At 41.8% G+C, this 22,901-nt stretch carries 15 protein-coding genes; 11 read left to right on the forward strand and 4 right to left on the reverse strand.

The genetic code is table 11. From position 1 onward, the window contains the following. Nucleotides 1-54 precede the first annotated feature (54 nt). A complete protein-coding gene (locus PHAL_RS0112810) occupies nucleotides 55-2,070 on the reverse strand; it encodes a TonB-dependent receptor (RefSeq protein ID WP_016708815.1) in 2,016 nt (671 codons plus the stop codon). Nucleotides 2,071-2,217: 147 nt separating this feature from the next. Between PHAL_RS0112810 and PHAL_RS24585 the strand changes: the two genes are divergently transcribed. The 9 genes from PHAL_RS24585 to PHAL_RS0112855 all read left to right on the forward strand — a co-directional run bounded on the left by PHAL_RS24585 (nucleotide 2,218) and on the right by PHAL_RS0112855 (nucleotide 12,252). Beyond that, nucleotides 2,218-3,552 carry a hypothetical protein gene (locus tag PHAL_RS24585; RefSeq protein ID WP_232321831.1) on the forward strand — a complete coding sequence of 445 codons (1,335 nt, stop codon included), beginning with the start codon at nucleotides 2,218-2,220 and terminating at the stop codon, nucleotides 3,550-3,552. A 51-nt stretch (nucleotides 3,553-3,603) separates the two neighbouring features. Further along, nucleotides 3,604-4,986: an NlpC/P60 family protein gene (locus tag PHAL_RS0112820; protein WP_016708817.1), complete on the forward strand. Its 1,383-nt coding sequence runs from the start codon at nucleotides 3,604-3,606 to the stop codon at nucleotides 4,984-4,986. A 10-nt stretch (nucleotides 4,987-4,996) separates the two neighbouring features. Next, complete coding sequence (locus PHAL_RS0112825; RefSeq protein WP_016708818.1) at nucleotides 4,997-6,109, forward strand: mandelate racemase/muconate lactonizing enzyme family protein; 1,113 nt, start codon at nucleotides 4,997-4,999, stop codon at nucleotides 6,107-6,109. Then, entirely contained in the window at nucleotides 6,106-6,876 is a 771-nt protein-coding gene (locus PHAL_RS0112830) for a L,D-transpeptidase family protein (RefSeq protein WP_016708819.1), read from the forward strand. The genes PHAL_RS0112825 and PHAL_RS0112830 overlap by 4 nt, the downstream gene beginning before the upstream one ends. Nucleotides 6,877-6,992: 116 nt before the next feature. After that, nucleotides 6,993-8,585 (forward strand): sodium:solute symporter, encoded by a 1,593-nt coding sequence (locus PHAL_RS0112835; protein WP_016708820.1) that lies wholly within the window; start codon nucleotides 6,993-6,995, stop codon nucleotides 8,583-8,585. After that, complete coding sequence (locus PHAL_RS0112840) at nucleotides 8,582-9,487, forward strand: BadF/BadG/BcrA/BcrD ATPase family protein (protein ID WP_016708821.1); 906 nt, start codon at nucleotides 8,582-8,584, stop codon at nucleotides 9,485-9,487. The genes PHAL_RS0112835 and PHAL_RS0112840 overlap by 4 nt, the downstream gene beginning before the upstream one ends. After that, complete coding sequence (gene murQ, locus PHAL_RS0112845) at nucleotides 9,484-10,419, forward strand: N-acetylmuramic acid 6-phosphate etherase (protein WP_016708822.1); 936 nt, start codon at nucleotides 9,484-9,486, stop codon at nucleotides 10,417-10,419. Before PHAL_RS0112840 ends, murQ begins: the two co-directional genes overlap by 4 nt. A 36-nt stretch (nucleotides 10,420-10,455) precedes the next feature. Next, the gene (locus PHAL_RS0112850; protein WP_016708823.1) at nucleotides 10,456-11,601 is read left to right on the forward strand and encodes an exo-beta-N-acetylmuramidase NamZ family protein; all 1,146 of its coding nucleotides are present in this window, start codon (nucleotides 10,456-10,458) and stop codon (nucleotides 11,599-11,601) included. Nucleotides 11,602-11,727: 126 nt separating this feature from the next. Then, nucleotides 11,728-12,252, forward strand: a complete 525-nt coding sequence (locus PHAL_RS0112855) for a hypothetical protein (RefSeq protein ID WP_016708824.1) — start codon at nucleotides 11,728-11,730, stop codon at nucleotides 12,250-12,252. 94 nt (nucleotides 12,253-12,346) lie between these two features. Here the strand turns inward: PHAL_RS0112855 and PHAL_RS0112860 are convergent, their stop codons facing one another. Together PHAL_RS0112860 and PHAL_RS0112865 are read right to left on the reverse strand one after the other, a co-directional pair. Next, on the reverse strand, nucleotides 12,347-15,370 hold the full coding sequence (locus PHAL_RS0112860) for a carboxypeptidase regulatory-like domain-containing protein (protein ID WP_016708825.1): 3,024 nt from the start codon (nucleotides 15,368-15,370) through the stop codon (nucleotides 12,347-12,349). 485 nt (nucleotides 15,371-15,855) lie between these two features. Continuing rightward, nucleotides 15,856-16,701 carry a MurR/RpiR family transcriptional regulator gene (locus PHAL_RS0112865; RefSeq protein ID WP_016708826.1) on the reverse strand — a complete coding sequence of 282 codons (846 nt, stop codon included), beginning with the start codon at nucleotides 16,699-16,701 and terminating at the stop codon, nucleotides 15,856-15,858. A gap of 480 nt (nucleotides 16,702-17,181) precedes the next feature. On the opposite strand from PHAL_RS0112865, the gene pbp4b reads away from it, so the two are divergent. Together pbp4b and PHAL_RS0112875 are read left to right on the forward strand one after the other, a co-directional pair. After that, complete coding sequence (pbp4b, locus tag PHAL_RS0112870; protein WP_036981022.1) at nucleotides 17,182-19,629, forward strand: penicillin binding protein PBP4B; 2,448 nt, start codon at nucleotides 17,182-17,184, stop codon at nucleotides 19,627-19,629. Nucleotides 19,630-19,781: 152 nt separating this feature from the next. After that, complete coding sequence (locus tag PHAL_RS0112875) at nucleotides 19,782-21,158, forward strand: Na+/H+ antiporter NhaC family protein (RefSeq protein ID WP_016708828.1); 1,377 nt, start codon at nucleotides 19,782-19,784, stop codon at nucleotides 21,156-21,158. A gap of 304 nt (nucleotides 21,159-21,462) precedes the next feature. Here PHAL_RS0112875 and PHAL_RS0112880 read toward each other — a convergent pair whose 3' ends face one another. Further along, nucleotides 21,463-22,599, reverse strand: coding sequence for a PQQ-dependent sugar dehydrogenase (locus PHAL_RS0112880; protein ID WP_016708829.1), 1,137 nt, complete (start codon nucleotides 22,597-22,599; stop codon nucleotides 21,463-21,465). Between the last annotated feature and the right edge of the window lie 302 nt (nucleotides 22,600-22,901).

Consider the following 22,901-nt stretch of genomic DNA (forward strand, 5'->3'; position numbering starts at 1 on the left):
AGTATAAACCGGATCTATGCTGCTTTTAGTTCAATTGCTGTAAATATAATTACACTAAAACAATAGGCTGAAGTTTAGGCGCAATGTGCGCGGCTCAATCGGGTGAAAGTGATTATCTTCAACCCCATCTGCAGGCTCACCAGCTAAGCGTGATGCATAGAAGTAGTCAATATCGTGATCAGTACTATCAAATATATTTAGTATCTCAAGGCCGACTTTCCAATGCGTTTGTTGATAACTTACTAAACCATTTACCACGGTAAGTGGCTCTGAGCGTTTATCGCCATCACTACTAAGTATGCGCTTACCAATATGACGGACACGTAATGAAGACTGCCATTGCTGCGTTATGTGCCAATTAATGCCAGTGCTGGCGACGACAGGCACCGCGCCCTCAATTCTATCGTCACTTGAATCGATATCTAAACGAGAGTGAGTGAATGAGGCTTCAGCGTCTAAGCTCAAGGCATCATTAAGCCAATAATAAGCACTGAGTTCTAAACCGTAGCGTTTTGATGCATCACTGGCTTCGGTATTACCCGCATCACCGACAAAAAGTAATTCAGAATCCAAACTCAGCCACCACAGTGCTGCTGATAAATTAAATTGTTGTTGATCAAAGTAGCGCAGACCCAATTCCGCCCCATTGCTTTGTACCAGTAAATCAACTTTTTCTGCGGGGGCTAGGGTAACCGGATCTTGGCGGATCGTGGCTCCTCGCGCATCATTTGAATGATATGATTGCCCCCAATTAACATACCCGGCTAGATTGTCGTTGAACAGATAGTTTAAGCTGGCTTTAAAGCTTACCAAGTCATCATCAGCACTACCTGAATTAACACGGTTATTGCTATCAACATCAGCGTCAAAGTAATCGTAACGTACCCCAAGCGAGGCTTCCAGCGCTTGGCTCAAACTCATTTTTGACTGCCAATAGGCTGAGTAGCTGGCTTCGTTTACTACATCTTCACGCACAGTACTTAAACGTTGGCGTTGTTTGGTATTGTATAAGCCTACTTGATCAATATCATCACGGCGGTATTCAACCCCTAAGGTATGTTGAATTGGCATTTGTGCGAGGGTGTCAACAAATTGATAGCTCAGTGCGCCACCGCTAATTGTGCGGCTATCGACTTGTTGAAATTGATCGCCATTAACCGGATCATTTAAAAAGTAAGAAAAGTTAGAAAACAAGTCCATGTCATAATTGATCACATAAGCATTGGCATTAATATGCTGACCTTGCCAATTAGCCGATAAACTATAACGACTAGAGCTGCCGCCTACGGTGGTATCGAGTGAACCTAGCTCGCTGATAATACCTTGATCTACAGCACGCTGTGGAATTTGATCCGCGGAATTCCAGCTATTATCGTAGGCCATTGCTGTAACAGATAAGTCACCATCCCATGCTTTGCCGACATAACGGATCATGGCATTTTTTTTATCTACATCTTCATTGATATCTTGCCAAGGCCCGTCGTAACCTTGCCACTCACCGGCAATAATTATTTTACCGTTAGCAACACCAAGGGTGCCCAATGCCATTAATCGTTTATAGTTATCTTCACCAATACTGATGTCAAGTTGTTGGTGTTTAGGGTTATCTGCTAAGTTAAACTCAGCGCTACCAGCCGTTGAAAAGTCACCTTGGGCAGCCCCATAAGCGCCTTTTTGATAATCAATGGTTGCAATCGTTTCAGGAATAATAAAATTAAGATCGGTATAGCCTTGGCCGTGACCATGACTGCGCATATTTATAGGCATGCCATCAATACTCGTTGCAAAGTCGGTACCGTGGTCAAGATTAAAACCGCGAATAAAATATTGATTAGCTTTACCTGAACCACTGTGTTGAGTAACAGCCATCCCAGGAATAAGTTCTAACATTTCTGCACTGCGTAGCATTGCTCGGCTTTGTATTTCACCTTGGCCAATTATGCCGCTAGAGGCACTGATCGCATCGCCAATAAGGCCTGTTCGATGACCATAAACCGTAATTTCTTCTATATTAGCAAATACATGAGTTGAGCAGAGTAAGCTTCCTGAAAGAATTAAAAAGGTGCGCATAATCACTTCCTTATAATTTAGGTTAATGTTTTATTACATTGACTAATACGTTTTACGTGGTTTATTGGATGCAGATATTTGCTTGTGACGGAAAATATGTTATTTTTAATAAAATATTCCAAAAATAAAAACTTTAAGGAATTTAAGTTGATTTTAGCAAATCTAAAAAAAGCAGGGCTGAAACTAACTTGGCTGGGAACAGTGACACTCGTTGCGTGTCAAAGTCCGTCACAGCAGGAGCTGCCAAAAACACCTGAAGATCAACAAAGCCAATTTTATCAGCAGGTGATGTTAGCCGCGCCAGTTTTACCCGCTGACCTTACAAATATGGTTATGCAGAATCATTATGTTGCGAATCGTATTGCCCGGGCTAAGTACAAAACGGCGAGTGAGGTTGATTACAGTAAAATTCACTGGCAGCAGCGCGTTGCCGCTGATTGGCAATATTTTGATATTCCAACAGCACAAGGTAAGTTGTTAATTATTGATTACCAACAACAGGGTGATCAATTAGCATATCGTTATTTAGCAAATGGCACCCAAGACGATTTATATGAACCTTGGAGCTCATCTAAAATTCAAGCATTTAGTGGCGCAATCGCAAAAGTTAGAGAAACTAATCCTGAATTAGGCGCACACGCTACAATTGGCACTAGTAATGTTGCTGATTTGATCACCAGTATTAATAGTTATTCACCTTTTGGTAGTGCAGATGGCAACTCGAATGCAATTGCCAGCTATTTTATTAATGTTGCTGGGCGTGAGTATTTAAGTAATTTATTTGCAGATAATTGGCTAAAACTCAATGATTCTCGCATTATGTTTAAAGGTGCGTATGCAGCAGATATTTTTACCCCTAGCACGTCTCGTTGGCAAAGTACTAACAGTGACGCTGTTGCTAGCGATATCACTTATTTTACTGTTAACAGTCATGATCCTGCTTATTTAGGATATCGCTGTACGGGGTGTGGTTTAACGGGCAATAAAGCAATGACAACCTTGGCACAAGCTGAATGGTTAAAACGCTTAGCGAGTCATACAAGAGAGCCATTAACTCAGCAACCTTTCATACAAGCACAAGACATTGATGTGCTGTTTAATGGCACCGGGCACACAGACAAAACCGCAGTGGTGGGTGGTATGATGCAAGGGATCAGCCAAATGATCACCCAGTCATTAGCGCAAGCATTAGCGCCGAATGATCCTCGTCCAGCAAAACAAATTTTGGATGAGTTAACCCAAGGACAATGGCGTGTATGGCAAAAAATAGGTTGGGGACCGAGCGAAACTCGCTCAGCTACCGAAACTGTTATGTTAGCTCATGTTTACTTGCCGTTTATTCAAGGCGGGCGAGAATTCACCTTAGCGGCACAAAATAGTGTGCCTGGAGCAAGTGAAGCTAACTTAGCTGCGACAGGGTTACAAATGCAAGCTAACTTTACTCGTGCATTTACACAATTACTAATGCCACAAGATAAATAAACGCAACAGCGCACAATTTATAAAGCAAATTGATAACAGAGGAACACCCGAATGCGACAAACACTTATCGCCCTGAGTATTTCATTAGCTAGTATTGTTTCAGTGGCTCCCGATGTGGCTGCGGCTAATACGTGGCAATCAGATGTTATTGGGGTGACTCAATCACAGCTAACACCGCAACATTGGCTTAGCCAAGTGACAGATGAAACTTTGATGAGCACAACACAAATTGCGGCGTTTAATAAGCACCTCATTGCAGAAAATGAATATATTGTTGATCCGTTAGAGTTTGTCTCACAGTTGAGCAAAAAGCAGTTAAAGGCGCATATTTTAAGCATCAGCGAAGTACCAAAAAGTCCACGTTTTTACCCTAATGGTAGTCCGTTAACCGCTAAGCACTTTGCAAAATACCAAGCTAATTTGAATTTAGACGCATTAGCAAAGAACAATCAAGTTGCTTATGGCATGGTGGTCAAACGCTCTGTACTACGTACTTTTCCAACTTGGGATCGAGTACTAAACAGTGGTTTAGATAAAGATCTCGATCGCTTCCAAGAAAGCGGTTTATTCCCCGGCGACACAGTGGCTATTTTACATGAAAGTGCCGATAAAAAATGGCTACTCGTGCGTGCTTATAATTACTTAGCTTGGGCGCCAAAAGCGGATATCGCCATATCAGACAAAGCCACGCTTAGTGAATTCAAAAGTAACGATGACTTTTTATTGATAACCGGTGCTAAAGTGAATACCGCTTATGTGCCTGATGACAGTAGTACATCGCAAGTACAATTGGATATGGGCGTGCGTCTACCATTAGTACCTGCTGCACAGGTGCCAAACTTATTACACGGGCAAAATACTTACGCCAGCCATGTTGTACAACTGCCTACACGTAATGAACAGGGGCAGTTAGTGATCAAACCTGCGCTCATTAGTCGAAGCAGCGATGTTAATCTTGGTTATTTACCTTACACCCAACAGCACTTAGTAAAGCAAGGTTTTAAATTTTTAGGCGAACGTTATGGCTGGGGCCATGATTACAACGGCCGAGATTGCACAGGGTTTGTTGGCGAAATTTATAAAACGTTTGGTTTATTAATGCCGCGTAACTCTGGTCAACAAGGTAAAGGCGAGTACGGTATAAATTATCGCTTTGATAATAGCAACTCAGAGCAACAGAAACTTGCCATAGTAAATAAAATGCAGGTAGGCGATCTGATTTATATACCAGGACATGTGATGATGTATTTAGGTGAGCAAGACGGTCAGCCATACATTATCCATGATGTGAAAGGGCTTGGTTATAACAAACCTGATGGCAGCTTTTATTCAAGCTCGCTGAACGGCGTATCGGTAACACCTTTGTTGCCACTACGGTTATCGCAAACAAAGAGTTACTTAGACCGCACGTATAACATTAAGCGTATTCGCTAGGATCGAAACTATGAAAATTACCGCAATACGTTTTGCCAAACTCAAAGTGCCACTCGTTACGCCATTTAAAACAGCACTGCGAGAAGTCAGCTTTATTGAAGACTTAGTTGTGATCATTGAAACTGATAAAGGTGAAATTGGCTATGGTGCTGCAGCATCGACACCGGTAATCACGGGGGATACTCATCAAAGTATACTCAGTGTTATCAAACAGTTTATCGCACCAAAACTGCTTGGTATGGAAATTGAAAACCTCAATCAAATCTGCCAAGTGATCCAATCAAGTGTCGTGGCAAACTACAGCGCTAAAGCCGCCCTTGAGCTGGCCGTATATGATTTATGGGGCAAATTATATCAAGCACCACTGTATAAGTTGCTCGGTGGTGGTAGTCAAACACTGCGCACAGATATCACAATTAGTGTTGATAATATCGATAAAATGCTCAGTGATTGCGCTCTCGCAGTGGCGCAAGGCTTTGATATTTTAAAAGTAAAAATAGGTAATGATTTACAGCAAGATATCGAGCGAGTTAAAGCAATTTACCAAGGCTTTGGTCAAAAAACACAGATTCGTTTAGATGTAAATCAAGGCTGGAATGCTAAACAGACCGTATTTGCACTGCAGAAACTAGAAAGCCTTAATGTTGAATTAGAACTTGTTGAGCAACCAGTAAAAAGCGATGATTTTAAAGGTTTAAAATACATTACTGAACGCGTCAATACGCCAATCATGGCTGATGAAAGTGCGTTTTCGCCTAAGCAAGTTATTCAGTTATTAGAACAAAATGCCGTTGATATTATCAATATCAAGGTGATGAAAACGGGTGGCTTAAGTCGTGCTATTGAAATTGCCAATATTACTGCCCAGTATCAAGCTCAATGCATGATTGGCTGCATGCTAGAAGGCAGTATTGCCGTTGCGGGAGCTGCGCATTTAGCGTCAGCAAAAGCGCAGCAGATCAGTAAAATAGATTTAGATGGTCCAGCATTGGGTCAGTATGATCCGGTGCAAGGTGGTGTTGAGTTTAATGGCCCTGCGATCACCTTAAGTGATGGCCCAGGTTTGGGTATAAACAGTATCGATACATTACAACCGATCAACGATGGAGTTTGGCCTTTATGAAAAAAATAATAATAGCAGTACTTGCTACAACGGCACTCAGTGGCTGCGTCAACAGTACAACAAGCACAACCACGACCGCTGAAACCACAACCGTGATCCCATCACAGACTCAACAACTCGTGGTAGTTGTTGCTGAAGATTGGCAAGCGATTGGTGCACAGTTATATCGGTTTGAGCGGGTTGCGGGTCAGTGGCAGCAACAAGACCAAGGCCATGCTGTGGTGTTGGGGCGAACTGGTTTAGCGTGGGGAATTGGTTTGCACCCAACGCAAGCTGGTGTACAAAAACAAGAAGGTGATGGTAAGGCACCCGCCGGAGTCTTTGAGCTAGGCACCGCATTTGGCTACTTAGATTCATTAGCGACTAATATGACCTACCAAGGCATGACCGCCGATGATTACTGTATTGATGTGAAAGGTTCACCTTTTTACAACCAGTTGGTTGATAAATCAGTGGTTGGAGAGGCTGCAGTAAAAGGCTCATCGGAGTGGATGCGCCGTGATATTTACAGCCAAGATAACCTCTATAAAAAAGGTTTAGTGGTTAAGCACAATAGTCAAAATATAGATGGTGCAGGTAGCTGTATTTTTATGCACTTATGGCGTGCAGAAAATAAACCAACCGCAGGCTGTACGGCAATGACAGAGCAAAATATGGATACTTTACTAGCATGGTTAGATGAGCAGAAGGCACCACTACTGGTGAGTTTGCCTGCCTCAGAATATCAACAAAAACAATTGCTTTGGAAGTTACCAACAATTAAATAATCCGGATGAAGCCAATTCATTAGGTGGCTTTATAAAGTAAAAAATAAAACTGTTTTCTTTTTACTGAATTAATGGAATAATATATTCCATTGAAAGGTTTGAAGTTGGGATAATAAATGAGTGCACAATATACTTTGTTAGATTGGCTCGTGTTCGCAAGCTACGGAGCAATTTTATTACTCAGTGGTTGGTGGTTTAATCGCAAGCGCGCTAACTCAAGTAAGGATTTCTTTTTAGGCGGTAACAGCATGCCGACGTGGATGGTTGCTATCTCTGTATTAGCGACATCACAATCCGCTGCCACGTTTATTGGCGGTCCTGACCAAGGTTATCAAGGTGACTTGTCGTATCTTGCGACGAACATTGGTGCATTTATCGCTGCGTTTATTGTGTCTATTTTTCTGATCCCTAAATTTTATCAGCAAAAGGTATATACAGTTTATGAGCTGCTCGAAAAACGCATTGGCCCTAAGGCAAAACGTCGCAGCGGCCTTATGTACTTATTTGGTCGTGTATTTGCCAGCGGGGCTCGCTTGTATATGGCCGCCATTGCTGTTGCGATGATTTTATATGGCAATATAAATGCTGATAGCGTCATTATTGCCACTTTACTGCTCGCGCTGGCAGGTTTGTTGTATACCGTATTTGGCGGTATTCGCAGTGTCATTTATTCAGATGTATTACAAAGTGTGGTGTATGTCAGTGCCGCAATCGCTGTAATTTGGTGTTTATTAACTCTTATCCCTGCCGATTTTTCGACAATTTTAGCAACGTTGAATGAGCCAAGCCCAGGTGCTGATTCCAAGCTGGCTATTTTTAAGTTTGATTTAGATTTTGGTCCTAGTGGCGTATTTAATATGGCGTCGGTATTAACCGGTTTTGTGTTACTTAATATTGCGGCTTTTGGTCTTGATCAAGATATGACACAACGTTTGCTTACTTGTAAAAGTGAGCGAGAAGGTAGTAAAGCATTACTGCTTTCTATTGTGATGGTGATCCCTGTGATGTTGGTGTTTATTTTTATTGGTTTATTACTGTACATCGTATACCAACAACCAGCATTAATGAACAGTGATGGCGCACAAGTGGTGCAAGAGTTCAATGGTGAAAAAATCACTATCTTTATGTATTACGTACTTAATGAAGCACCGGCTGGAGTCAAAGGGTTAGTAAGCGTGGGCATTATAGCCGCAGCTATTTCAACTTTAAACTCAGGGTTAAGCTCTATGTCATCGGTTATTGTGCAAGATTTATATCGTCCGTATTTGGCGGCTAAAAATAAACACGTTGCAGATAATCATTTTGTTAAAGCCGGGCGCGTAGGCATGGCTGTTGTAAGTTTCGCATTAGCATTAATGGCCATTATTTGTTACTTCTGGCAGCAATACAGTGATATGCCACTGTTAAAATTTGCACTTAGTGTGATGGTATTTTCTTACAGTGGTTTATTAGGTGTGTACTTCACAACGTTATTTACAAATCGAGGCAGTGAAGGCTCAGTATTGGCGGCGTTAATTGTTGGCTTTATGGTGACGCTGTTAATGCAGCCTTATATGATTGATTGGCTATTACCAGAATCGTCACGGTTTTACTTAGGCTTTACGTGGCAGTTATGTATTGGTACTGCATTGTCGACCTTAGTATGCTGTTTGGGTAAAGCGCAATTAGCCCAGCGTGGTCAAACGCCAGTCGGAGCTGAACAAGCATGACTCTAGAATATATCCTCGCAATTGATGGCGGGGGCACCAAAACAGTCGCTAAGCTTATTCACTTGCCCAGCGGCCAAGAATATAGCGCGCATGCTGGTGAAGCCTCTATATATAATGACTTTAATGCCGCAATAAACAGTTTGCAGTATGTGATCAACACTGTATGCGAGCAAAGTGGTGCGCAACATAAGCAAATTTTAGCGGTAATGGGCTTGGCCGGTGGTTCATCGAAAAGCTTAGCTGAGCGGGTCACTGCTACTTTACAACTTGGCTGCGATATTGAATTTGCACAACTGATGATTGTCAGTGATGCAATTACGTCACTATATGGTGCTAACCTTGGTCAGCCAGTCGCGATGCTTGCTTTAGGCACCGGTGCTGTAGGCGCGAGATTAACAGCACAAGGTGACACTAAGTTAATTGGTGGCTGGGGGTTTTCAGTTGACGATTTTGGCGGTGGGGCGCGGTTAGGGTTAAGTGCCGTTCAGCGCTTACTCGATGAAATAGACCGCTTTAATGAGCCGAAAAACCAGCTAACCAAACAGTTAAGTGAGCAAATTGGCCGTGATCGTGAGCATATTTCAGGCTGGTTATTAAACGCCAAAGCGGTGGATTATGCCCGCTTTAGTCCGCTTATTTTCGGTTTAAAAAATCAATGTGATCTTGCAGATGCCGTTCTTAATGAACATGCACGACAGGTAGAGCGATTAATTGAAAAGTGTCGTGGTGATAGCCAATTACCGGTCATTATTATCGGTGGCTTAGCAGATGTAACCATTGCGTTATTAGATGAACAAATACAGCAAAATTTATCTCCCCGTCGAGGGGATTCGTTAGTTGGTGCGGTGATTTTAGCCACCGACCGAGTTAAACAAATTGACCACAAAAGGATTACGCGATGAGCCCTGAGTATGTTTTTAACCAGCAGCGCGCGCTTTTAGAAGAACTGAATGGGATTGTGTCAGAAGGACAAAATCTAGATACCTTAGATATTGATTTACTCGATAGCACTGAGATATTAACTAAAATTAATAATGAAGATCAAAAGGTTGCAGAAGCCGTAAGATTAGTTATTCCTGAGATCGCAAAAGCGGTTGATCATATCGTGACTGCGTTTAAGCAAGGGGGTCGACTTATTTATATCGGTGCAGGTACCAGTGGTCGACTGGGGATCTTAGATGCCGTTGAGTGTGCACCTACTTATAGCGTGAGCGATCAACAAGTAATGGGTATTATTGCCGGCGGTGAAACAGCCTTTAAAAAAGCGGTAGAAGGCGCTGAAGATAGCTTAACGCTGGGTGTTGAAGATCTTAAGGCTATTAACCTGCAAGCAAAAGATGTTGTAGTAGGGATTGCAGCTAGCGGTCGTACGCCTTATGTACGAGCTGCGATTGATTATGCTAAATCCGTGGGGTGTACCACTGTGGGCGTGACCTGCAACCCAGACTCAGCGGTTATGAAGTTGCCTGATATCGGTATTTGCCCGGTCGTAGGTGCAGAGGCGGTAACAGGTTCTACGCGCATGAAATCCGGCACTGCGCAAAAGCTGGTTCTTAATATGCTTAGCACTGCCAGCATGATACGCACAGGTAAGGTTTATAAAAACTTGATGGTTGATGTAAATGCGAGTAATGAAAAGCTGCATGCCCGAGCAATTCGTATTGTTATGCAAGCAACCGATTGTACTCATCAACAAGGTGTTGATGCACTTGCACAAGCCAAGCAAAGTGCTAAGTTAGCTATTTTAATTATTTTAACTGGTAAAGATGCAGCCCAAGCTGAGCAAATGTTAAATCAAGCTGATGGCTTTTTACGTAAAGCGGTGGAACTTTAAATGTTGATCAGGATATTGGTTATTTTGCAGTGTTTAATGTTGAGTGCCTGCGCTCAACAGGGCACTGAAAATAGCCCTTTAGTAGATACTAAAATGAGTGTGGGCGCAGTACAGTACCCGCAGTACTTACCTCAACTTGAGGGCAAACGTGTTGGCTTAGTGGTTAATCAAACCTCGCAAGTAGACGGTATCCACATTGTTGATTTACTGCGTGATAAAGGCGTCAATGTAACGAAAATATTTGCTCCTGAACATGGTTTTCGTGGCGATCATGATGCCGGCGCTCATGTAAAAAGTACGGTTGATGCAAAAACCGGTATTGATGTGGTGTCTATTTATGGCAGCAATAAAAAGCCTGATGCAGCGGTATTAAGCGAACTAGATGTGATTATTTTTGATATCCAAGATGTTGGCGTACGCTTTTATACTTATATCAGCTCTATGCATTATATGATGGAAGCTGCAGCGCAAAACAACCTTGAGTTTATCGTGCTGGATCGACCAAACCCTAATATTGCTTATGTAGATGGCCCCGTTTTAGACTTAAAATTTCAGTCTTTCGTTGGTATGCATGAAATTCCTGTGCTGCATGGCATGACGGTGGGCGAGCTGGCTAAAATGATTAAGGGCGAAGGCTGGATAGACCAAGCTCAAGCACTTAATTTAACTGTTGTGCCAGTAGCTAATTATAGCCGCGATATGGCATACAGCTTACCGGTCAAGCCAAGCCCTAACTTACCTAACGATCAATCAATTGCGCTTTATCCGTCATTGTGCTTTTTTGAAGCAACGCCAATTACCATTGGCCGTGGTACAGATTTTCCATTTCAAGTAGTAGGTTATTCGCCAACGCCGTTAGGGGAGTTTAGTTTTACTCCGCGTGCGATTAAAGGCGCGTCAATGAACCCAAAATTTAAAGGCGTTGCGGTGCAAGGCTTAGATTTACGTGAGAGTGCAATTAAAGGGCTCGACTTAAGCTTATTTATTTCAGCCTACAAAACCTTAACAGAGCAACAGCAAACCTTCTTTGAGCGCGCGGGCTTTATGGATAAGCTCGCAGGGACTGACAAACTGCGTCTAGCTATCGAAGCCGGCCAAACAGAGCAGCAAATCAAACAAAGCTGGCAGCAAGAGTTAGCGCGTTTTAAACAGCAACGCGCGCCATATCTGTTATATCAATAAGGCTATTGATCATTCACTGAGTTTCAAAACGCAGCTTAGGCTGCGTTTTTTATTGCCTTGAAAAAAGCTAACTGTATGGTTTAAGTATATAAACCAAAAGCTATGTAAACTGAAAGGAATATAACAATGACAAAAATAGCATGGTATAAAAAGCCTGAAATGATCGTTGCTCTGTCTGCATTGCTCATAAGTGTTGTGACAACAATAATAGGGCTCTACTCCACTATGATTGATCGCTCCTATGCAAGAGCATCGGTTTGGCCAAGAGTCGAAATTTATAGAAGCCATTCGATAGAAAAAGGGTATTTTAGCTACGGGGTTATGAATAACGGCACGGGACCGGCAATTATTAAATATGCCAAAGTTACTTACAAAGATAAACCTGTTAAAAAATGGTCTGACTTTATAACTGAGACTAGTTTAGTGCAATCTCACATTGGCACACGGATTCTGCCAAGCCAAGCGAATGTCAGTGTGGTTAACATTGCGAATAAAGCTTATGTAGCTGATATGCTAGAAATTGATAAGCAGGTTACTATCGAACTTTGCTATTGCTCTATTTATGATGAATGTTGGCTTGCAGATAGAAGTAACCAGTCAAAAGAAATCGCAGAATGTGAGATCAGTGACGAGCAGCGATTTATTCAGTAATGCACGTTTCTTAAATAAAAAAGGCCACAAAAGTGGCCTACCCTGGAGGATGTAAAAGTAAGCACTTAAAGGCACTTACTTTTAATTTTTAGTCTTAAAACTTGAAGTTTACAGATAACTGCAAGCTACGTGGGTTGTAGTAGCTACGTGCTTCACCAAAGTTTTCATTGCTAACGTACGGGTTAATGTCATACCCAGTTTGACGATTAAATACGTTGAATAGATCCGCGCGGAACTGCATTTCAAAATTACCCGTAAGTTTAAAGTCTTGCGTGTAGTTTAAGTCTAACTGCCAATGACTGGCACTACGACGGCTACCCGCCGGCTCGCTATAACGGCTCGTACTACTGGTTGAGTAACCGTAGATAGAGCCATCCCATGTTTCCCATGGTTTACCTGATTGAAATACGAAATAAGCACCGACATTCGCCTGCCATGGTACGGTGTAGTAACCATATACTTTGACTAGATGCGGTTTATCGCCAGAGAGTGTGCCGTATTTATAATCCCATGAATAGCGACCGCGACCATCCCCATAGTTTGATGAACCAATAAAGGTATTTGCATCATTGGTTGCAGCGGTATTATCTTGGTCAAAGTTACCGTAGTAGTGACTCCACACATATGAAGCATTTACATAGCTGTTTTCACCTAAGTATTCAGCTTCGATACTGGCTTCCCAATATTTAGTTTCGCCACCATCTACTTCAGCAATTACGTACGATGAGCCGCCAATCTCCTTAATAATATCAGCAAGGTTATCTACATATAAGCCTTGATCAGCAATATGTTGAGGAACACCTTCAGCATCAACTCCTGAATAATCAGTTAAGCGCGCATCATTAGGCATATCTTCCCAAAAGTGATTACCTTTACGGTGACGTACATGGGCACGTAGTACTAAGTCGCTGCCAACGTATTTTGTTGTACCAAGCGTAAATTCTGTAATCCGACGTGGGGTTAAATCATCGGCAAAGATTTTACCCGATGAACCTTGACGAGGCTCTGCGTAAATAACATTACCCGCGGCATCGAATTCAACTTCAATTTCAGCTCGGGTGTTACGATCCCACGATGCCGCACGTGAAAGTGAGCTTGCTTCTGGGTTATACATAGAGAAGTTAGCAAAAATTGAATCTTCTTCAGAGTAGGTCCATGTTGCACCTAAGCGCGGCTGGATCATGTCTGACCAATCAGTTTGGTACATTTTGTACTTATTACCAGGAGCCGTTTCATAACCTGAAATGGTGCCTGACTTTTCACGTAAGCCTTGGCCATACCAAGTATCACGGCTAACAAGTACGCCGATGTTGTAGGTCCAATCGCCGACCTCAATTGAGTCATTGATTTCAAAGTTGATAGACTCACTTTCAGAGTTGATAGCCGAAACAGCACTGCCACCGCTGACCAAACTCATTTGTTGCACTTTTGCACGATAAATAACGGGTGCGCTGCTACCATCTTCTAAGCTTTCGTCTAAGCCGCCCACGTACGAAATACTGCCCCAACCATTTGAAAGGCGCGATAGGACTTCTTTACCTTCTTTCCACTCGGCACCAATATGCAATGTGTGGTAAGTATCACCCCAGTCAAATTCATGATCTAGGTTGATTTCAAATGAGTCACGGTAGAAGTCGATATTGTCGTATTGTGAATAAGCACCTACACCCCCACCGCCTTTCATTTGGCCGTTTTCAGAGTAACCATATTGGTTTATTAGTGGAGTTGCACCAGCGTTAAATGCGGCAATTTGCGCTGCCGTATAATTATCATCGGCATCAAGTAAACTCGGCACAGCAAAATAGCCCATTTGATCTAAATTTGCTAAATCAAGTTGCCCTGTGAGTGAAGGCACAACAGACAGTGGAGTATCAGGTATACCCGCCGTTTCAAGCTCAAATTTACTGTATTGGAATGAAAGCGTAGTCGCTGAGCCTAAAATCCATGAACCATCTAATGTGAAGATATCTTGATCGGCTGTATCGCCAACAGATACGCTGTCGGCTTCATACGCATCGATTGAACGTCCTTCAACGACTTTTTCAGACGTACGCTGTGAAATATTAAGTAAAATATCGTCAGTAGGTGCCCAGGTTAATTTACCAAAATATTCATCACGAACACTTTTGTAGTCTTTTACTTCACCATAAGCGGTATTTTTATTCTCTTTGGTTTCCTCTGGACGGTAATACGAAGTATAGAAATACAATGAATCTTCGATAAGCGGGCCACTTAAGCTGGCAGTTAACCAACTTTTATCTAGCTCATAGCTCTCTTCACCGACAGGTGTTGCAACAAATGTTTTAGGTTGTGCTTTGTATTCCACATTGCCATGGAATTCGTCAGTACCAGACTTTGACACAGTATTAATAGACAAACCACCAGAGCGGTTAAAACCAACAGCTTTTGCACCGCCGCGGTCCATGGTAACAAATTCAACATCGTGAGTTGATGGTTCTGAGGCTAAGTTACCAAACATTGGCAAAGAAACATCGACACCATCAAAGCCATAAGAGTTATCAACCCCTGAGCCACCGGCTGACGGGCCAAGTGTTGCATTTTGTGAAAGTTCAACACCGGGTACTAGTTTTAATAAGTCGCGGTAGTCTTGGCCAACAGGCACGCCTTCAATGGCTTTTTTACCAAGTGAGTTACTCAGTGATGAGTTACCTTGGCGAAAAAGCTTACTACCTGTCACTGTAATTACTTCAACATTCTCTTTTTTGCCGCTGAGTGTAACGTTGACATTTGATGTCTGCTCTAGCAGTACATCCACTGTCATGGTTTGTGTAACGCCATTATGATCAGTGAAGGTAAGCTCGTAAGTACCTGGTTTTAGTTGCGGTAAATCATAGCTGCCGTCTTCGCGAGTAACCACTGTACGCGGTTTTGGCATGACATTACTGCTTGCAGTAATAGTAATACCAGCCAGTGATTGATTTGCTTGTTCGGTGGCGACTTTACCTTTAATGCTACCGTTTAAATTGGCAAATGCGGGAGCACTTGCCAGTGAGGCCGCGATAAGTGCGGTCGCTATTGCAGTTTTTGGAACTTTTAATGCGCGGTGTGTTGCATGCGCTAAAGAGCTAATATTGAAGGTTGGTGCATGTTTTTTCATTGTTTCCCCGTCCTTTATTATAATTTGTCTATCGCTCTGGACTTAATACTCACGCTAGAGTCATAAACTTGTTGCCAATATATTAAACAGCTGTTGCAGAGAATGGTCAAGAATATTTTTTTCTATAAATAAAATTTAATTAAAATAAAATATATAAATCTTGGCAAGGTGACGGCTTAAAATTTAGTGGTATTTTGCGTGATATGAAGTGATTATCGAATTTGATTTTTATAAGTGATTGTTTTTGTTTTAATTTTAAGTTTGTTGGTTTAGTTTTTTTTGTATTTAAAGTAGGGAAAAAGTATTTTTTTAGTATGATTTTAAATCTAAATAGGTGTTTTTATAGGAACTAAAAAATTACATAAAATATTTTTTGTTAAAATAATTTATATTTTTTGATAAAGGAACAGTGTTTAATGAGATACGCAGGATACGTGTGTAATAAAGCAAACAGGTATGACTCATACCTGTTTGATCAACACGCTTTAGTGGTTTCTGAACTCACCAACCACGTCGTTCGAATGTTCTAACAATTTACGACCTTGGCGGCTTGATTGTGTTAGGGCAATGAATAGAATATCAATAACAAAATCTTGTGCAGTACGAGCAAGAATAGAGGATAACCGTACAGACTCTTCTTCAGCTACAGAGTACAGCCTCACGTTGGCTTGATCAGCAACTGGGTTACTACCAAACTTAGTGACTGAGATCACGGAACTGTCGTTCATTTTTGCTTGTTTAACGACTTCTGCTATTTCTCTGGTGACACCAGACTCACTGATCGCGATAACTAAATCGCCTTTAGCAAAAGTTGATACATACGCAAGTTGCGCATGACCATCAGGTTCTGCAATGGCTGGCATGCCTAATTTTTGTAGTTTATAAGAGAAATCTTTTGCTACCAAAGCGGAGCCGCCTAGACCACAAATTAAAATTCGTTTTGCTGACTTCAATAAACCAACTGCCTGCTCAATTGCGGTTGCTTCATTGAGGTTTTTAGTTTCAGTCAGCACGGCCAGTTTACTGCTGAGTAGCTTTTCAGCAATTTGCTCTAAAGAATCGTTTAACGTGATTTTTCCGTGTAGTTTTGGTTCTGACGTTTCATCATTGAGTGCGTCAATAACAGCCAGCTTAAAAGCAGGAAAACCTTTATAACCCAGTTTTTGCGAAAATTTCACAACACTCGACTGACTTACACCCACCACTTTAGCCAGCTCTACTGATGAGAGATTGCGAATTGCATTAGCTGAGTTCAACGTGAAATCGGCTAGTTTAGCTTCGCTGCTCGACAGAGATTGACGTAAGGCTTTAATTTTTACAAATGTAGACATACTACTCGCTTATTTTTATATTTGGCGTATTTATAGCATTAATCGAAATAAGTTTGTACTCAATTTGGGTTCAAATGTAACTATCTTTGCTTTACTCTTGTGCCTATGCGTACAAAACAAATAAATTATTCGTGTTCAACGATATTATGTTTTGGAATACTCTTCAAGAATAATTGGAATAATATAATTTTAATTAGCCAAATTTACAACAACCAATAAGACTAAGTAATAGATTTGTTTACTGTGAATGAAATTACTGCGTTCCAATTCGAGATAAAATATCTTTTATTTTATGTTTTAACTAAATAAATTATTTACAAACTGTTTCACTATGCTAATGTTTAGAACGTAGAACTACATCCTGTTGTGCATACTAAAATGGCAACACTAAGACTATATTTATTTGCTTATGTAATGCATTTATCACTATCAGTGATACGCTTGTTGGTGCTTACCTTGGCAATCAGTAATGAGAAGGTTATGACGTTTTTATCTTGGTTTAAAAAACTTAGTTTAGCTGCTGCAACTGCACTTTTAGTTAGCTGTGCTTCAACTCCCTACGAATTTACTCAATCTGCTAATTATAGCCATCGCGTTAAGTTTTTGGTGATGCATTACACTGCCATTGATTATGAAAAATCAATGCGAGTACTCGTTGAAGAAGGTGGTTTGAGTGCCCATTACTTATTACCTGAGTCGAATGATCCCAGTTACCCAGAAGATGAATTAAAAGTTATTCAACTTGTTGATGAACATGACCGAGCATGGCATGCAGGGCGAAGCTACTGGCAGGGCCGTGAAGATTTAAACGATCAATCAATTGGCATTGAAATTGTTAATGTACCGACTTGCCATTACCCAGAGGTGAAGCCTGAAGTTCATTTAGAAAATGACGCATCTAAGCTGTGTATTTTCCCTGACTATGACGCTAAGCAAATGGCGTTATTAATTGAGCTAAGTAAAGGCATTTTAGAAAGAAACCCAGATATTGGCCCAACTCAAGTAGTAGGGCACTCAGACATAGCACCAACACGTAAAAATGATCCCGGACCGCGTTTTCCGTGGTATCAATTATACCAAGCTGGCATTGGTGCATGGTATGACAGTGATACTGTTGATAAGTATTGGCAGCAATTTAGCGTAGTAAAACCGTCAATTGGTTTAATGCAAAAAGCATTACGCGCTTATGGCTACGACATACACGCAACTAACCAGCTTGATCCACAAACGCTTGATACGCTGAGCGCCTTTCAAATGCACTTTTTACCGTGGCATGTTAGCGGTAATGCAGATGCACGTAGCGCGGCAGTACTATTTGCTTTGATGGAAAAGTATTTCCCGAAAAAAGCGGCTAAATTAATGCTGCAATATCAGCAACAACAAACAACACCCGAGCCGATAGTAAAACCACTCGCAAATGCGCAAGTGGTTATGCAAATTCCAAACCCTAATCCAAGTTCGCGTACGTTTGTAAATGACCGAGGTACGTTTAAAGCGTACAAAGGCCGAGGCCACATCATCATCGAAAATAACACCGCAACGAGTGCTGATATTTTCATAAATGGTGAAAAAATAAATATAGCTCAGCCACTTACTGCTAATAAACTATATGAATACAGCTTATCAAAACGCACTCATAATGGTGTAAATACCTTTAAAGTTGAAAATGTGCAACCTGAAGGGGCAAGTTTAACTCTGCGTTTTCCTTATCCTACTTTAGCGACTACACCGGCTAAAAAGAATGCCTTTAAACAAGTCGATAGTTTAATTAACCAAGAAATCGCACAGGGGTTTCCGGGGGCGGTGCTTGCAGTGATCAAAGACGGTCAACTGGTTAAATTAAGCCATTATGGGGATGCAAAAAAATACCAAGCTGATGGCTCATTATTATCCCAGCCGCAGCCAATGAAAAGTGATACGTTATTTGATATCGCTTCTAATTCAAAGATGTTTGCCACCAATTTAGCATTAATGAAATTAGCCAGTGAAGGCAAAGTGGATGTAGAAAAACCCCTGTTTTACTACCTACCAGAATTTAGAGGAGCAGGGCGCGAGCAGCGTTTAGTGAAAGATTTACTGACTCACAGCGCAGGATACCCAGCAGTGGTTGATTTTCATCGTAAAGATAATAAATTTGGTGAGCGATTCTTTTCTCAAAATAGTTTACGTACCAAAAATTTATTACTGACTGGCGTGCCGTTTGTGGCGGGTCGCAACGTTAAACATTTATACTCGGACGTAGATTACATGCTACTTGGTGTGTTAGTTGAGCGACTTTCAGGCCAATCCCTTGATAATTACGTAGAAGGGCAAATTTATCAGCCGCTTGGCTTAAGCCATACACTCTATAACCCATTGCAAAAAGGCTTTACTAAAAACCAAATTGCCGCCACTGAATTGCAAGGTAACACCCGTGGTGGGCGAATCAATTTTGATAACGTTCGCACTGATGTTTTACAAGGGCAAGTGCATGACGAAAAAGCCTTCTATGCACTCGGTGGTGTTGCAGGACATGCCGGGTTATTTAGCACAGGACAAGATTTAAGTGTACTTGCGCAACTATTATTAAATCGTGGTGGTTATGGCGATAAACAAATGTTTACCCCACAAGTACTTGAGCAATTTATTGGCCCACAAGCAAGTGATGAAAGCTATGGTTTGGGTTGGCGTCGTGCCGGTCACGGTGCATTAAAATGGCATTTTGGCCCCTATGCAAGTGAGCAGGCGTATGGTCATACTGGTTGGACGGGCACGGTAACAGTGATTGATCCCGTTTATGACTTAGCCATTGTTTTACTCACCAATACACGCCATTCGCCGATAGAGGGCAGTGAAAAACACTATGAATTTGTGGGCAAAAAATTCGAGACCGGTAAATATGGCTCAATTATTTCTCTGATTTATGAAGCAATACTAAATAAGCAGTGAGTTAAAAGGCGCTGCTTATCTTGTCGCTGACCGATTTAAGTTGTGTTTATTGCTGAACTGATTAAGCTAATGGGTTTGTTCTAACCTTCAACGCAGAATTGAAGATAAAATAATTATAACGGCGGCGTGGTCGCTACATAAAAGGTTACTGTATGTCTTGGTATTCAATTTTACCGCCGCTAATTGCGATTTTAATCGTGTTTTGGCGTAAAGAAGTAATAATGGCGCTACTTGTCGCGGTTGCTTCTTCTGAATTTTTGTTAGCACTGCAAGGTGATGGCAACACGCTTTTTAATACATTTATAAATACCATTGAACGCGTAGTCAGTGTTGCAAGCTCACCGGGTAATAGCCGTATCCTGATCTTTAGTATTTTGATCGGGGCATTACTTGCTTACATTCGTGAATCAGGTGGTGTAGCAGCAACAGTTAATATGTTGATGAACAAAGGCGTGGCAAAAAGTAAACGCCAAGTTGGTTTTTTAACTATGTTCTCGGGTATTGCGGTATTTATTGAATCTAACTTAAGTGTACTTACCGCGGGTATTTTATCCCGTGGGTTATTTGATAAATTTAAAATGAGCCGAGCGCGCCTTGCGTACATTATTGATAGTACCAGTGCGCCAGTGTGTATCTTAATTTTACTCAATGGCTGGGGCGCTTACGTGCTCGGCTTACTAGGTAACTATGAAATGTCAGAATCGGCAGTGTCGGTGTTATGGGGCAGTATCGGCTATAACTTTTACGCCATTATTACCTTACTGATTGTGTTTTATACTATTTCATTTGATAAAGTGCATGGCCCACTTAAAAAAGCAGAAGAACAATTAGAACACCAAAAAACAGAGCTACAAGAAGAAGTAAAAGGCACTAAAGCACGTTTTATGTTGGTTCCTTTACTTACGTTGATCGGCAGCATGGTTGGCTTTATGTATTGGTCTGGTGATGGCGATATTGCCAGTGGTAGTGGTTCTAAATCAGTATTGTATGCAACCATTTTAGCCTGTGTTGTGGCCTACTTTCTAATGGTGACTTCTCGCCAGTTTACTCATCATAAGCTGGTGGATATTGGCTTTAAAGGCATGGGTGAATTACTGCCATTAGTTGCCATTGTATTGCTTTCACTGACTTTAGGCGCAAGCTTAAAAGACTTAGGTACTGGTGTATTTGTAGCAGGGCTAGTGGGTGATTACTTACCTATCTACCTAGTGGTACCAGTGTTATTTGTAACAGGCGCGGTGATCTCTTTCACCACAGGGACATCATGGGGCACCTTTGCAATACTTATCCCAATTGGTGTGCCGCTAATTCAAGCGCTTGGTTTACCACCTTCATTAGTAATTGCGGCTATTTTAGGTGGCGGCGTATTTGGTGATCACTGTTCACCTATATCCGACACCAGTGCTGTGTCTGCAATTGCCTCAGGGTGTGATTTACTTACGCACGTTAAAACGCAAATGCCGTATGCACTGTTTGCCGGCGGTTTAACATTTGTGGCCTACCTCATTACAAGCATTATTGTTTTATAAATACTAGTTTTAAGCTGTAAGTAAAAAACCACAGAGAAGTCTGTGGTTTTTTTATTGCTTGTTACGTAGGTCGTCATTTATGGCGACACATGTCGAATCACTTACAAAGTTACGGACTAAAGTCCGACCTAAAAGAGTATGGATTGAAACCTTCAAGCGAAATAAATTTCACGCCTACAGTATCTGATTCACCTCAGCAGCGAGTATGCACCAACGACTTAAAGCTTATGACTTACAGCTTAAAGCCCCTTTACTCTTTCCCCTTGTGACTCGCTAAATTGTTTTGCTTTGCTCTACCAACCTACTATTTAGGTACAACCTTATAAATACCCATACCGTCAATGCCCAGATATATATCACCATTCGGGTGAGTGGCAATACTGCGCACGCGGCCAGCGCCTTCAAACAGTTTACTGTGGCCCGTTACTTTGTTGCCATCGAGCTCAACTAACACTAAATGAGCAAATTTCATTGCACCAACAAGTACGTGACCTTGCCACTGCGGGTATTTGCTACTTGTTACAAACTCCATCCCAGAAGGTGCGATAGACGGCACCCACACCCAATCAGGTTGCTCCATGCCTTCACGGCTGGTTTCGTCGGTGATTTTTGTGCCGATGTAGTTAATACCGTGGGTTACTTCTGGCCAGCCGTAGTTTGCACCCGCTTTAATAATATTGATTTCATCGCCACCACGCGGGCCATGCTCATGGCTCCAAATTGCCCCAGTCTGTGGGTGCATCGCCATACCTTGCGGGTTGCGGTGACCATACGAATAAATACTTTTACGTGCGTTTGGCTTATTTACAAATGGGTTTGATTCAGGAATTGAGCCATCGCTATTAATGCGATGAATTTTACCTGCGTCATACTCTAAGCTTTGTGGGTGAACATCACGTGCGCCACGATCGCCAATCGAAAAGAACAAATAGCCATCTTTATCAAACTCAATGCGCGATCCATAGTGTTTAGTGGTGGTAGTGTTTGGTGTACCGTCGAATAATAATTGCGTATCGACGAGTGCCATATCTTTTAACCGTGCACGCATGATTGAGGTATTATAGCCTTCTTCATCACCTTCATAACCAGAGTATGAAAAGTAAATCCAGCCATTGTCTTTAAAATTAGGATCAAGCTCAATATCTAATAAGCCACCTTGACCCTCAGCATGCACTTTTGGCACACCAGAGATTTTTTGCTCTAGCAATTTACCACCACGAATGAGCCTAAGTTCACCTGCACGGTCTGTTACCAATAAATCTTGCTCGTTAAGCCACGCCATTCCCCACGGGATTTGCACGCCTTTGGCCACTAACTCAAGCTGATACTTATCAGCGCTTTTAGCGACAGGAATTTCTTGTTCAAGTTGCTGCGCACACGCTTGCAAACTGGTTACACTGAGAAGAGTGACGACTAAACTGCTACAAAAAGACTTTTTCATGGTAACTCCAATTTATTAAACACGATGACATTAGCCTAGCGTGTTATAAGTGAAATTGTTATGAACATTTACTAAAGTGCGACTATCTACTGGAAATGTAAGATAAATGACGGGGTTAATACGCTGGTGCTGTTGGTAGTAGCTTCAACCGCGAATGAAAAACGATGGCTTCGTGCGGCGGGCGACGAGCTACGGATCAGTCGTAGGCGCTGAGCTTGCTAACGCGTGTGTTTGTAGCTTGGTTTAAATTGTAGGTCGTTCTTTAGGGCGAGAAAGTGAATTTCACCACAGAGGGCACAGAG

This window comes from Pseudoalteromonas haloplanktis ATCC 14393 (genome assembly GCF_000238355.1).
GTDB classification, from domain to species: domain Bacteria; phylum Pseudomonadota; class Gammaproteobacteria; order Enterobacterales; family Alteromonadaceae; genus Pseudoalteromonas; species Pseudoalteromonas haloplanktis.